We start from the raw sequence: 13,562 nt of genomic DNA, 5'->3' as shown, positions 1-13,562 counted from the left end.
TTTTGCCGACATAACAATCACTTACCGCCCTCCCCCCGTAAATCCGGGGTATACATCGATCTGTAGGAGCCAGGCTTGCCGGTGAACGGGACGCCTCGGTGTGTCTGGCACACCGCGTCATCGTTCTTCGCGAGCAAGCAACGCTCCTACAGGACGGTGTTCATCAGGCGATGTTGCCCAGGAGTTTTTCCCACTCCTTGTTTTCCTTCTTCGACACGCCACCGAGCAGGTCGATGGCCTGGCGCAGACGGAAACGCGTCAGGTCCGGGCCGAGGATTTCCATCGCATCCAGCACCGACACCGAACTCGCCTGACCAGTGATCGCTGCGAACATCAGCGGCATGGCGTCACGCAGCTTCAATTCCAGGGACTCGACCACCGCTTGAATGGTCGCGGTGATGCTGTCCTTCTCCCACTGACGCAGGCTTTCCAGCTTCCACAGAATCAACTGCATCAACTGACGAACCTGATCACCCGACAATTTCTTCGATTCAAACAGCTTGGCATCCGGGTTCACGCCACCGGCGAAGAAGAACCCGGCCAGCGGTGCGACCTGGCTGAAGGTTTCAACGCGGCCCTGCACGTGCGGCGCGATCTTCATCATGTACTCGGGGTTCAGCGCCCAGGTCTGCAAGCGGCTGGCGAACTCTTCCACCGGCAGGTCACGCAGCCACTGGCCGTTGAGCCACGACAGTTTCTCGATGTCGAAAATCGGCCCACCGAGGGAGACGCGGTTCAGGTCGAAGTTGTCGACCATTTCCTGCAGCGAGAACTTCTCGCGCTCGTCCGGCATCGACCAGCCCATGCGCCCCAGGTAGTTGAGCATCGCTTCCGGCATGAAGCCCATGCGCTCGTAGAACGTCACCGAGGTCGGGTTCTTGCGCTTGGACAGCTTGCTCTTGTCCGGGTTACGCAGCAGCGGCATGTAGCACAGCTCCGGTTGTTCCCAGCCGAAGTATTCGTACAGAAGAATCAGTTTCGGTGCCGAAGGCAGCCATTCTTCGCCACGCAGCACGTGGGTGATGCCCATCAGGTGGTCATCGACCACGTTGGCCAGGAAGTACGTCGGCAGGCCGTCGGTCTTCATCAGGACTTGCATGTCCATGCGATCCCACGGGATCTCGACGTCGCCACGCAGCATGTCCGGCACCACGCACACGCCTTCGCTCGGCACCTTCATACGAATCACGTGCGGTTCGCCAGCGGCCAGGCGACGTGCAACTTCTTCCTTGGACAGCAGCAGTGCACGACCGTCGTACCGCGGGGTTTCGCCGCGAGCCATTTGCTCGGCGCGCATCTGGTCCAGCTCTTCAGCGGTGCAGAAGCACGGGAAGGCATGGCCCATCTCGACCAATTGCTGGCAATACTTCTGATAGATATCGCCGCGCTCGCTTTGACGGTAAGGACCGTGCGGGCCGCCGACGTCCGGGCCTTCGCTCCAGTCGATGCCCAACCAGCGCAGGGCGTCGAAAATCTGCTGTTCGGACTCGCGGGTCGAACGCAACTGATCGGTGTCTTCGATCCGCAGGATGAACTCACCGCCGTGCTGCTTGGCAAAGCAGTAGTTGAACAAAGCGATGTAAGCGGTACCTACGTGGGGGTCCCCGGTAGGCGATGGCGCGATGCGCGTGCGGACGGTGGTCATGGCAAGTCTCGAAATGAAGATAAAACAAAGGGCGAATGGTAACAGGCGTTGCCCGCCCGGCTCCAGTGAGCAGGGCATTTAAGCCAAGTTTGCGTCTACAACGGGCCTGGGCCGGGATGAATGGTGGATTATCAGCCGATGGCATTTACCCACTATCGACTGTATGACAAATTCGCCTGCTGATAACTTTCCTTACAATTTCTCGACTACAGTTTGCCCCATGCCTGCCCAACTCAAGCGTCGCCTGTCTATTTTCCTGCTGATCGTCCTGCTGATTGCCGGGGCCTTGTTTGCCCAGTGGTTCTTCAAGGGACGGTTTTATGAAAGCACCGATAACGCCTATGTCCAGGGCGAGATCACCCGTGTGTCGAGCCAGTTGGGCGCACGCATCGATCAGGTGCTGGTGCAGGACAACCAGCACGTCGAAAAGGGCCAGTTGCTGATCAAGCTCGAAGGCGATGACTTCCACCTCGCTGTCGACCGCGCCAACGCCGCCCTCGCCACCCGCCAGGCCGAACGCCTGCAAGCCCAGAGCAAACTGACGCAGCAAGCCAGCCTGATCGCCTCCAGCGAAGCGCAAGTCGCATCCAGCCAGGCCAGCCTCGGTCGCTCGCAGATTGACCTGTCCCGCGCGCAAACCCTGCGCAAACCCGGCTACGTGTCGGAAGAGCGCGTGACCACCCTTTCCGCCGATACCCACATCGCCCGCTCGCAGGTGACCAAGGCCCAGGCAGACGCACAAAGTCAGCGCCAGCAAGTCAACTCCCTCAGCGCCGAGATCAAGCGCCTCGACGCGATGATCGCCAACGCCAAGACCGATCTGGCCCAGGCTGAATTGAACCTGACCCGCAGCGAAATCCACGCGCCCATCAGCGGCATGATCGGCCAGCGTGCCGCCCGCGAAGGCCAATACGTGCAGGCCGGCGCTTATTTGCTGTCGATCGTCCCGGATCAGGACATCTGGATTCAGGCCAACTTCAAAGAAACCCAGATCGGCCACATGCAGCCCGGCCAGAAAGCCGAACTGACCTTCGACGCCTACGGCGACACGCCAATCGAAGCCCGGGTCGACAGCCTGTTCGCCGCCTCGGGCGCACAGTTCAGCCTGCTGCCGCCGGACAATGCCACGGGCAACTTCACCAAAGTCGTACAACGGATTCCGGTAAAACTGACCTTCGCCGCGGACAACCCGCTGCACGGCAAGATTCGTCCGGGCATGTCGGTCACCGCCAAAGTGAACATCAAAGACACCCCTGACGATGGCCGGTGATCAACTGATCCGCCCGGCCGGCGAACCGACCCGGCGGGACTGGATCGCCGTGATGAGCGTGATGCTCGGCGCCTTCATGGCGGTGCTCGATATCCAGATCACCAACTCGTCGCTCAAGGACATTCAAGGCGCGCTGTCGGCGACGCTGGAAGAAGGCTCATGGATTTCCACGTCGTACCTGGTCGCGGAAATCATCATGATTCCGCTGACGGCGTGGCTGGTGCAGCTGCTGTCCGCACGCCGTCTGGCGGTGTGGGTTTCGCTTGGATTTCTTGCCTCGTCCCTGCTCTGCTCGATGGCGTGGAGCCTGGAAAGCATGATCATTTTCCGCGCGCTGCAAGGCTTCACCGGCGGCGCGCTGATCCCGCTGGCGTTCACCCTGACGCTGATCAAGCTTCCCGAACACCATCGCGCCAAAGGCATGGCCATGTTCGCCATGACCGCAACGTTCGCGCCCTCCATCGGCCCGACGCTCGGCGGCTGGCTGACGGAAAACTGGGGCTGGGAATACATCTTCTACATCAACATTCCGCCGGGCCTGATCATGATCGCCGGCCTGATGTATGGCCTGGAGAAAAAAGAAGCGCACTGGGAACTGCTGAAAAGCACCGACTACATGGGGATTCTTACGCTCGGTATCGGCCTCGGTTGTTTGCAGGTTTTTCTGGAGGAAGGCCATCGCAAAGACTGGCTGGAATCAAACCTGATCGTGACCCTGGGCAGCATCGCGCTGATCAGCCTGATCACCTTTGTGATCGTGCAGTTTTCCAAACCCAATCCGCTGATCAACCTTGGGATCCTGGGCAATCGCAATTTCGGCTTGTCGAGTATTTCCAGCCTGGGAATGGGGGTCGGGTTGTACGGTTCGATCTTTCTGTTGCCGCTGTACCTGGCGCAGATCCAGAACTACAACGCCCTGCAGATCGGCGAAGTGATCATGTGGATGGGCGTGCCGCAGCTGTTCCTGATTCCGCTGGTGCCGAAGCTGATGAAGGTCATCTCGCCGAAATGGCTGTGCACCTTGGGCTTCGGCTTGTTCGGCCTGGCGAGTTTTTCCTCGGGGGTGCTGAACCCGGATTTCGCCGGACCGCAGTTCAACCAGATCCAGATCATCCGCGCACTCGGCCAGCCCCTGATCATGGTGACCATCTCGCTGATCGCCACCGCGTATATCCTGCCGCAGGACGCTGGCTCGGCGTCGAGCCTGTTCAACATCCTGCGCAACCTCGGCGGCGCCATTGGCATCGCCCTCCTCGCCACGTTGCTGGATGCGCGAACCAAGACCTACTTTGATTATTTGCGCGAATCGATTGTGCCGAGCAACCCGCAGGTCGCCGAGCGCATGGCGTCGCTGACGGACCGGTTAGGCAGTGAAGCGGCGGCGCTGGGCAAGCTCAGTGAAATTGCGCATCAGCAGGCGTCGATCATGGCTTACAACGATGCGTTTCACTTTGTCGGGATTGCGCTGGGGATCAGCATGATTGCGGTGTTGTTGACCAAGCAGTTGCCGGCGGGGTTGAAGGCTGGAGAAGCACATTAAATCGGTGGTGCGGCCTTCGCGGGCAAGCCTCGCTCCTACAGGTTTTGCATCGACCATCCATGTTGTGAACGATGCAAAACCTGTAGGAGCGAGGCTTGCCCGCGAAGAGGCCCGCATACTCGCCACAAATCTCAAACCGCGATCAACCGCTCCCGCAGCTTGGCAATCTCGTCGCGCATCTGCGCCGCCGCTTCGAATTCCAGGTCGCGAGCCAGCTGGTACATCTTCTCTTCCAGCGCCTTGATCCGCTTGGCGACTTCCCCCGGCGAACGCAATTCCGCTTCGTACCTGGCGTTTTCCTCGGCAGCCTTGGCCATGCCTTTGCGCTTCTTGCTGCGTGAGCCCGGCACGGTGGCGCCTTCCATGATGTCGGCGACGTCCTTGAACACACCCTTCGGCGTAATGCCGTTGGCCAGGTTGAAGGCGATCTGCTTGTCGCGACGACGCTCGGTTTCACCGATCGCCCGCTCCATGGAACCGGTGATGCGATCCGCATACAGAATCGCCCGACCGTTGAGGTTACGCGCCGCGCGACCGATGGTCTGGATCAGCGAGCGCTCGGAACGCAGGAAGCCTTCCTTGTCCGCATCGAGAATCGCCACCAAGGACACTTCCGGCATGTCCAGGCCTTCACGCAATAGGTTGATCCCCACCAGCACATCAAACGTGCCGAGGCGCAAATCGCGGATGATTTCCACGCGCTCCACGGTGTCGATGTCCGAGTGCAGATAACGTACGCGCACGCCATGGTCGGCCAGGTAATCGGTCAAGTCTTCGGCCATGCGCTTGGTCAGCGTCGTGACCAATACCCGCTCATCCACTGCAGCGCGCTTGGTGATTTCCGAAAGCAGATCGTCGACCTGAGTCAACGCCGGGCGGATTTCAATTTGCGGGTCCACCAGGCCGGTCGGACGCACCACCATATCAATGACACGCCCGGCGTGTTCCGCCTCGTAGTTGCCCGGCGTGGCCGAGACAAAAATCGTTTGCGGGCTGATGCCTTCGAACTCATCGAAGCGCATTGGCCGGTTGTCCAGCGCTGACGGCAGGCGGAAACCGTATTCCACCAGCGTTTCCTTACGTGAGCGGTCGCCCTTATACATGGCGCCGACTTGCGGCACGCTGACGTGGGATTCGTCGATCACCAGCAAGGCGTCGGCCGGCAGGTAATCGAACAAGGTCGGCGGCGCTTGACCTGGATCGCGACCCGAGAGGTAGCGGGAATAGTTTTCGATGCCGTTGCAGTAACCCAGTTCGAGGATCATCTCCAGGTCGAAACGGGTACGTTGTTCGAGGCGCTGCGCCTCCACCAGTTTGTTGTTGGAACGCAGGTATTCCAGGCGCTCCTGCAATTCGACCTTGATCCCCTCGATGGCGTCGAGCAGGGTTTCTCGCGGCGTCACGTAGTGGCTTTTCGGGTAGAAGGTGAAACGCGGCAGCTTGCGAATCACCTCGCCCGTCAGCGGATCGAAGGCCGACAGGCTCTCGACCTCGTCGTCGAACAGCTCGATACGGATCGCTTCGAAATCGGATTCTGCCGGGTGGATATCGATCACATCACCGCGCACGCGGAAGGTCGCGCGGGCGAAATCCATGTCGTTGCGGGTGTATTGCAGATCGGCGAGACGGCGCAGCAAGGCGCGCTGATCGAGCTTGTCGCCACGATCCACGTGCAACACCATTTTCAAATAGGTTTCCGGGCTGCCCAGACCGTAGATGCACGACACCGTGGTGACGATGATCGCGTCCTTGCGCTCCAGCAGCGCTTTGGTCGCCGAGAGTCGCATCTGTTCGATGTGGTCGTTGATCGAGGCGTCTTTCTCGATGAAGGTGTCCGAGGACGGCACATACGCTTCAGGCTGGTAGTAGTCGTAGTAGGAAACGAAATACTCGACAGCGTTGTTAGGGAAAAACGCCTTGAATTCGCCGTACAACTGCGCGGCCAGGGTCTTGTTCGGCGCCAGCACCAGCGTCGGGCGCTGAACCTGGGCGATAACGTTGGCGATGCTGAACGTCTTGCCCGAACCGGTCACACCGAGCAACGTCTGGTGCGCCAGCCCGGCTTCGATGCCCTCGACCATCAGGCGGATGGCTTCCGGCTGGTCGCCGGCGGGCTCGAAGCGGGTGACTAGCTGGAATTCAGACATGAAATACCTCTGGGTTCACCCGTACGCGGTCAAACCGGACAGGAACGAGAAAGACCGCAAACGACCGACGTCGCCCGAGGAAAAAACTGGATTGTGCTCAATGTGGAGTCGATTGCCCTCGCTTTCAAGGCAAACGTCCTACATCCCTTGAAGCCTCTGACGCGATCAATCGACTAACGGTCGAAAAATAATCGGAAAAACTTACGGTAAAAGCCGAATCGACTGTCGCCATCAATCGCGGATGACCTCTATACTAGCTCCCCGTTTGTGCACCGCTCTAGTGCATTCGGCTGGAGCGCGACACGTCCCTCCACACTCCATTCAGAGCCGCCGCAAAAATGAGCCTGTTCTCCGCTGTCGAAATGGCACCACGCGATCCAATCCTGGGCCTCAACGAAGCATTCAACGCCGATACCCGTACCAACAAGGTCAACCTGGGGGTCGGTGTTTACTGCAACGAGGAGGGGCGAATTCCACTCCTGCGCGCCGTTGTCGAAGCCGAGACGATTCGCGTCGCTCAACACGCTTCCCGTGGCTACTTGCCGATCGACGGCATCGCTGCCTACGACCAGGCCGTGCAAAAACTGCTGTTTGGCAATGACTCGCCGCTGATCGCTGCTGGCCGCGTCATCACCACTCAGGCCGTTGGCGGTACTGGCGCGCTGAAAATCGGTGCCGACTTCCTCAAGCAACTGCTGCCGAACGCCGTCGTGGCGATCAGCGACCCGAGCTGGGAAAACCACCGCGCGCTGTTCGAAACCGCTGGTTTCCCGGTGCAGAACTATCGTTACTACGACGCCGCGACCCACGACGTTAACCGTACCGGCCTGCTGGAAGACCTGAACGCCCTGCCGTCCGGCTCGATCGTTGTGCTGCACGCCTGCTGCCACAACCCGACCGGTGTTGACCTGAGCCCGGCGGACTGGAAAAACGTTCTGGAGGTGGTGAAAGCCAAAGGTCACGTGCCGTTCCTCGACATGGCCTACCAGGGCTTTGGCGATGGCATCGACGAAGACGCCGCAGCCGTGCGTCTGTTCGCTGAGTCGGGCCTGACCTTCTTCGTTTCCAGCTCGTTCTCCAAATCGTTCTCGCTGTACGGCGAGCGCGTTGGTGCCCTGTCGATCGTCAGCGAATCGAAAGAAGAAAGCGCGCGCGTGCTGTCGCAGGTCAAGCGCGTGATCCGCACCAACTACTCCAACCCGCCGACCCACGGTGCAAGCATCGTTGCCGCTGTATTGAACAGCCCGGAACTGCGCGCCCAATGGGAAGAAGAACTGGCCGAAATGCGCCTGCGGATTCGCGGCATGCGCACCCAGATGGTTGACCTGCTGGCGAAACAGGCTCCTCAGCGCGATTTCAGCTTTGTCGGTCGTCAGCGCGGCATGTTCTCCTACTCCGGCCTGACGGTTGAGCAAGTGACCCGTCTGCGCAGCGAGTTCGGCATCTACGCCCTGGACACCGGCCGCATCTGCGTTGCCGCGCTGAACCAGAGCAACATCGACGTGGTGACCAAGGCCATCGTTGCGGTGATCTGAGTCCTCAAGCGCTAAACAAAACGGGAAGCCCTTGGGCTTCCCGTTTTTTATTGGCCGCAGATTATTCTCAACCCGCCAACCAAGCCCTCTAGACTGCACACATCTACCCTGTAGGAGCCGGCTTGCTGGCGATAGCGGTGGGTCAGTCAACTTATTTATTGGCTGGACGGACGCAATCGCCAGCAAGCCGGCTCCTACAAGGTTTGTGTACACCACTGAATTCGATGTGAGCCGATATGAAAAACGATGACCTGCGCGCTGAGCGCGATGACCTGGATGAGCTGAATGACTTCATCCCCCGCACCCCGGCCAAACGCGGCAACAACCTGGTGCTGCAAGTGGCTGCGGGGGTCTTTCTTGGCGGCCTGGCGCTGTGGCTGGTTCAACTGGGCGCGACACTGCTGTACGCCAAACTGATGCTCGCCACCATTACGTTCGGCGGTTAAGCCAGTTCGGTCGCGCGTTGGCTGGCTGCATCGTCATAAGCGACGTACAGCGACTCGGCGACCTGGCTTTTGATGGCCTTGGTGCTTTCCAGGCCCAGGACAAAACCTTCGGCCTTGCCGCCAGCGCGATTCAATTCGTCAGCGGTGCTGGCCTGAGTGATTGCGTCGAACAGTTTTTCGGCGTGCGGACCGACGCCTTTGGGCAGGCTGATCTGAGCGATGCTCATGCGAACACCTCGTTGTGGCGAAGTGTGAGGGTTGGGTGATTCATGGCGCGTACCTTTTCGGCGAATGGCCGGCAGCGCGTGTCACCACTTCCGGGCGGCCATGGTAGACCTCTGGTGCGATTCTGGTAACCGCCAATCACCGATAAACCGCCGTCCGTCCCGACGAATCGCTCAAATTGCCAACAGGTGCTTGACTTCTCTTTTTGAATCAGTAACATACACGCCATTCCGCGATAGCTCAGTTGGTAGAGCAAGTGACTGTTAATCACTGGGTCCCTGGTTCGAGTCCAGGTCGTGGAGCCATACAAGGTTCCAGAGAAAGCTTCCAAGGTCTCTGAAACACCCGAAAAAACCCGCCTTTTGGCGGGTTTTTTCGTTTTGGCATTCCGTCGGATTCCGGTGAGCACCAACCGTTTTCGCCCTTCAAGTCCGCCCCGCCCGACACCTCCTCTATCAGCACCACCTCAAAGGCTTCCACGAATTGCGGGCGGCCTATACGTGCGAACACTACGAGCAAATCACCCATCATCTCGCGCCCACCCATCTAGAGAGCGGAACCGTCGCCGCTTGTCATTGACCCGTACATTTATCATTACCATGCAATCGAACATCGCTCGGAACTACATGCCGTTATATTGATATCTCACCTTGAGGAAAACGGAAGCAGTGCTAGCCTACTGACAGCACACGCCAGCAGTAAACGGCATTTACGCTATAGCCAGTGGGAGGTTCTATGCTCGCCAGGTTTTGCTGCGGGGTTGTATTGCTAGCCACCATACTTCCATCCACCGTCACTCAAGCTCAAATCACCGGTCCGCTTGACTTGCCAATAGGCAATGACGTCGGCCAGGTCGGTGTTGAGCGCATTCCCAACGAAGAATGCAGGGGGCCGGCCACCATCGCCCCTGGCCCCGATGGCCAGTTGGCCATTCTGGACAGCGTCAACCAGAAGATCCTGATCGTCGGTACAAAGGCAGCCACGGAAATCAAGCTGCCCTCCGACTTGCTCGACCCTGTCGATTTGATCGCGACGACGTCCGGCTATGTGGTGGCCGGCGCGCTGGGCGACGTGGCCCTGGTTTCAGCGCCGGCCAAGGTCAGCTCGCGCACGTCCACCGGCTACGACCCCGAGTCGGGCGCCCCCCGCTTCGTGGTGCTGTCAGACAGCCAGCTCACGCTCGAGAACCTCGCCGGCAAACAGGTGCCCATCAATATCGACAGCAAGCTGTTGGGCGCGCTCACCGACCCAGGCCAGGTGGCCGCAGCGTCCTTTGATTTCAAACTGGAAAAGCCCACGCTTGCAGTGGGCAGCAACGCACTGTCCACCACAGGGTTCAAGCAGACGAGCGTTTCCTCTCAGCGACGCCTGGTCGATGTGCGCATGCTCTGGGCTAGCGCCAATGACGGCGCGCTGATTGCGACGCAGGAAACCGTGAAAGCGCCCGAAGAACTGAGCTTTGTGCGCCTGATCACAACCGATGCGCAAGGCACGCCCACCGCCGAGGCGTACATGCCGCCCGATGCCTACGCGTGTAATATCCGCCGCCCCTTCGCGCGATTGACCAACGGTGTGGTCGTCGGCCTTTCATTCGCCAAGGATGGGAAAGTCACCGTCAAGCCCGTGGTGTTTTCCAAAGTCGGTACCGCCAAGCCGGTGGCCATTGCCCGGCCCACCGATGTGGCGCTGATCGCCTCGGAACAGGACACACTCAAGCAGTTGGAGCAGTTGAACGGAACCAGCGCTGTCGGCCTGGTCGCCCTGCAACAGGTCAGCCGCCAGAGCATCTTGAAAAAGGCGCGCGAGGCGCTGGAGCTGAAGTGGGTCATGCATGCCAATAATTACAGCCGAGCCGGGGTTCCCAACCTCTGTAACCCCACGGCCAATACCTGGCACCGCCCCAGCCGGCTGGATGCGCTGCTGGAGAAGGAAGTCACGGCCATCCCCTACCGCTGGGGCGGTTACGCCAGTTCACTCGACACCTTCAAGCAGCACCTCAATGACGGCAGGCTGGCGGGCTCGGACTGCACATGCCGCAATTCCAATTGCGTCTATCCCGGCGCGACGGGCCTGGACTGTTCAGGTTTTGTCTCCTACGCCTGGCAAACAGGGGCCTACTACACAACTCGTAGCCTGCCAGATGCCAAAGTAAGCGCCGCAGTCCTTTGGGAGGACCTGCGGCCCGGCGATATCGTCAACAAATCTGGGTCACATGTTCGGCTTCTCGAAAGCACCGCAAACGGCCCGAAAGGACGCTTCCATACCGTAATCGAATCAGCGGCCAATGCGTCTTGCGGCGGCGTTTGCCGTCGGGCGTACAGCGAAACTGAGCTGATGCGGGCAGGCTATAAGCCTCTCTCTCGACTGGACCTCACTCCCTGAAGGAAGCGACGCATGGACGGCATGAATCAACTCGCGACTACGCTGCTGTTGGCGGCCTTTTCCCTGGGTACCGCGCACGCCATGGAAGAAAGCTGCCTGTTCGAGAACAACAGGGACGCCACGATACGCATCCACTACACCTGCGTCCTGGCCAATGGCGATGGCAATTGTGAAAGCAGCGGATCGGGCTTCATCGTCTCCGAATCGGGGCTGGTCATCACCAACGACCACGTCATCCGCCCGGTGGGAAATGTCACGGTCGAATCCGAAACGATCGATGTCAAGGTCGGCAGCAGGGGGGCTAGCAGCGTGGAGGCCACAGTGGTCGCGCGTGACAGGGCCAACGATATCGCCTTGCTGCAATTACCTCCCCGCGACAATGGCGAGAGCTGGCAGAGCGTTGCGATCGGCACGGCCGTGCCGACGCCGATGGCTGCCCCCTTGATGGCTCTGGGGTATGCCGGGTGGGAGCTGGCGATGATACCCAACGGCATGAAAACAGCGGAATTGGCCGAGATCGATGGCGTCTACAAGCCTTGGTGGCAAACCAATCTGGCACTGAACGAGGGCAACAGTGGCGGCCCCGTGTTTGGCAGCAATGGCACGGTCATCGGCATCTCAGTCGCCTACAAAAGGTCTAGCCAGTTGGTCTCGTACGTCATCCCGATCTACTACGCCAAGCCGTTCCTTGACCAGGCTGGCGCCCAATCCGTGACATACGGCAGTTGCGCTACCTTCCCTGCATGCCGGAGGAAGATCCACGGCATCGAGGGTTATGACCTGAATGTGACAGTCGAAAAACTGGGCGAGTGGCAGACAAAGAAATCCAGCAGCCCGGAGTTCTGCAATGCATTTCTTACCGAACTACAATCGCAATTCCCGAAATCCGAATTTACCTATTTGCAATCCAGACAGTACACGAGCATGAACGGACGCAAACGCGAGCACCTTTACTATTGCAAGTTCCAGCGGCTCGAAGACCCGATCTACAAACTTGTCCAGTCCGAGTTCTGCATGTAATAACCGTCGGCAAGGCTAGTACCTGGCTAATCGATGGTCGGGTTGGCCCGACTGGCTTGATCGCTACCACTAACTGGTGCCCAAATAGCATTTGCGATCACCAGTCGAGGAAGGATTGCTTGGGTTCGTCAGCGGAAAAACCTCTTTGTCGAGAAACTGCTCTACGCCCTTGTCCCACGCCACTTTATTGAATGAGTACTGGATAAGTTGCGCCGAGGCCCAAACCGGATTGTTTTTTTCCAAGTCCCCGGCGTTTAACCAATCAGGGCGAACGTCGGCGAGCCCGTGGTCAGCACTCGATTGAGCCACATAATCCCTGAAAGAGACTATTCCATAGCGCTGTTTACTTAGCGGATTACAGCCCGCTACTCGTTCTACATGGGCATCGGAATAGGAGTCCTGAACCATATGTAACAATGAACCTAAAGCGATATGTTTAACGCTTGCCCCTTGTACCAGTGCTGGATATTTAACCTGTGCCCTCGGAACATTGGACGGTTTAAACCTACCCAGCTTCAGCGGATTATACGAACTCTCCCACTCCCCTCCTGGAACCGGATCAAACAATGCCCCCACAGTCCAGCCTTGTCTCAGTAGCGTGGCCGAAATTGTGGAAAACGATGAGATTACGGGGCCGTCGATGGTCTCATTGCTGAAGTCATTGGAGGAGATCGAAAGGGTGTAGGTGAATTTCGCCCACGCCATGATCTTGTCTTTGGTTTCCTGGGCAGACTCAGATGGCTGGGAGGCCATGGCGTGGAGGAATTGGAAGTCGCCGAAGTGGCTACGGTACAACATCATGGGTGTGTCGGTAATAGCAACATTCTTGCAAGAAGCCTGGCTACTATCCTTCTTACACCGTGCCTGTTCCTGGGCGTTTTTGAAGAGTGCATTCCACTGCACAGCCTTCACGATGTTTTGTCGGAGTAGCGAGTCGGGATCGTCATTCCACTCACTGCCCAAAACCAGATCTCTGAAAATTCCGCTTTTGCGCAGATTGTCCGCCGACGTTTTTGCCCGCCCCCCCGCCGCCAATTCCGGATGCGTGTAATAGTCGTAGGCCAGCAGCGTTAAGGTCTCATGAACGGGCTGCTTCATGTTGGACGTCAATTTGGTTGCGGGGCAGAGCGCTTCTAAACCCCAGCAATCAACATCGACAGGGTTCATGTCATAAGCATTTGCCAGCCCGGACGACGCTGCTAGCGACAGCGCAACGACAAAGAATGAAACACGTGAGGACTCTGGGCGAAATCCGCAGATGCCTGGTAGCAGACGTATTGGCGCAGCGTTATCCATCTATAGGTCCCTCCGGGTGGGATGTCCATGAAGGATGTGTATAGCTCAGATAATGG

General features: G+C 58.8%; 10 protein-coding genes, 1 tRNA gene and 1 pseudogene. 8 read left to right on the top strand and 4 right to left on the bottom strand.

The genetic code is table 11. The features are described from left to right. Window positions 1-163: 163 nt before the first annotated feature. The gene (gltX, locus tag IB245_RS02500; RefSeq protein ID WP_192226342.1) at window positions 164-1,645 is read right to left on the bottom strand and encodes a glutamate--tRNA ligase; all 1,482 of its coding nucleotides are present in this window, start codon (window positions 1,643-1,645) and stop codon (window positions 164-166) included. A gap of 220 nt (window positions 1,646-1,865) precedes the next feature. Between gltX and IB245_RS02495 the strand changes: the two genes are divergently transcribed. Together IB245_RS02495 and IB245_RS02490 are read left to right on the top strand one after the other, a co-directional pair. After that, entirely contained in the window at window positions 1,866-2,915 is a 1,050-nt protein-coding gene (locus IB245_RS02495; RefSeq protein WP_008028317.1) for an HlyD family secretion protein, read from the top strand. Between the two features lie 49 nt (window positions 2,916-2,964). Beyond that, window positions 2,965-4,455, top strand: coding sequence for an MDR family MFS transporter (locus tag IB245_RS02490; protein ID WP_192226583.1), 1,491 nt, complete (start codon window positions 2,965-2,967; stop codon window positions 4,453-4,455). 131 nt (window positions 4,456-4,586) lie between these two features. Here the strand turns inward: IB245_RS02490 and uvrB are convergent, their stop codons facing one another. After that, on the bottom strand, window positions 4,587-6,602 hold the full coding sequence (gene uvrB / locus IB245_RS02485; RefSeq protein ID WP_008028321.1) for an excinuclease ABC subunit UvrB: 2,016 nt from the start codon (window positions 6,600-6,602) through the stop codon (window positions 4,587-4,589). A 338-nt stretch (window positions 6,603-6,940) separates the two neighbouring features. Between uvrB and IB245_RS02480 the strand changes: the two genes are divergently transcribed. Both IB245_RS02480 and IB245_RS02475 read left to right on the top strand, forming a co-directional pair. Next, window positions 6,941-8,137 (top strand): amino acid aminotransferase, encoded by a 1,197-nt coding sequence (locus IB245_RS02480; protein WP_008028323.1) that lies wholly within the window; start codon window positions 6,941-6,943, stop codon window positions 8,135-8,137. Between the two features lie 236 nt (window positions 8,138-8,373). Next, the gene (locus IB245_RS02475; RefSeq protein WP_192226340.1) at window positions 8,374-8,583 is read left to right on the top strand and encodes a hypothetical protein; all 210 of its coding nucleotides are present in this window, start codon (window positions 8,374-8,376) and stop codon (window positions 8,581-8,583) included. On the opposite strand, the gene IB245_RS02470 is transcribed toward IB245_RS02475, so the two are convergent. Then, a complete protein-coding gene (locus IB245_RS02470) occupies window positions 8,580-8,810 on the bottom strand; it encodes a hypothetical protein (RefSeq protein WP_008007186.1) in 231 nt (76 codons plus the stop codon). The genes IB245_RS02475 and IB245_RS02470 overlap by 4 nt on opposite strands. Before the next feature lie 227 nt (window positions 8,811-9,037). On the opposite strand from IB245_RS02470, the gene IB245_RS02465 reads away from it, so the two are divergent. From IB245_RS02465 to IB245_RS02455, 4 genes and pseudogenes are all read left to right on the top strand, one after another. Then, window positions 9,038-9,113 (top strand) — tRNA-Asn (locus IB245_RS02465). Between the two features lie 124 nt (window positions 9,114-9,237). Then, window positions 9,238-9,348 (top strand): annotated as a pseudogene (locus tag IB245_RS29000) (integrase); the annotation flags it as partial. A gap of 195 nt (window positions 9,349-9,543) precedes the next feature. Beyond that, a complete protein-coding gene (locus IB245_RS02460) occupies window positions 9,544-11,190 on the top strand; it encodes a C40 family peptidase (protein ID WP_192226339.1) in 1,647 nt (548 codons plus the stop codon). A 12-nt stretch (window positions 11,191-11,202) separates the two neighbouring features. Further along, the gene (locus IB245_RS02455; protein ID WP_192226338.1) at window positions 11,203-12,210 is read left to right on the top strand and encodes a S1C family serine protease; all 1,008 of its coding nucleotides are present in this window, start codon (window positions 11,203-11,205) and stop codon (window positions 12,208-12,210) included. Window positions 12,211-12,279: 69 nt separating this feature from the next. Here IB245_RS02455 and IB245_RS02450 read toward each other — a convergent pair whose 3' ends face one another. Then, a complete protein-coding gene (locus tag IB245_RS02450) occupies window positions 12,280-13,506 on the bottom strand; it encodes a hypothetical protein (protein WP_192226336.1) in 1,227 nt (408 codons plus the stop codon). Window positions 13,507-13,562: the final 56 nt, after the last annotated feature.

Source organism: Pseudomonas sp. PDM02, from assembly GCF_014852285.1.
In the GTDB taxonomy this organism is placed as follows: Bacteria; Pseudomonadota; Gammaproteobacteria; order Pseudomonadales; family Pseudomonadaceae; genus Aquipseudomonas; species Aquipseudomonas migulae.
The sequence above is the reverse complement of the archived record's forward strand: the minus strand, read 5'-3'. Positions and strand labels throughout refer to the sequence as shown.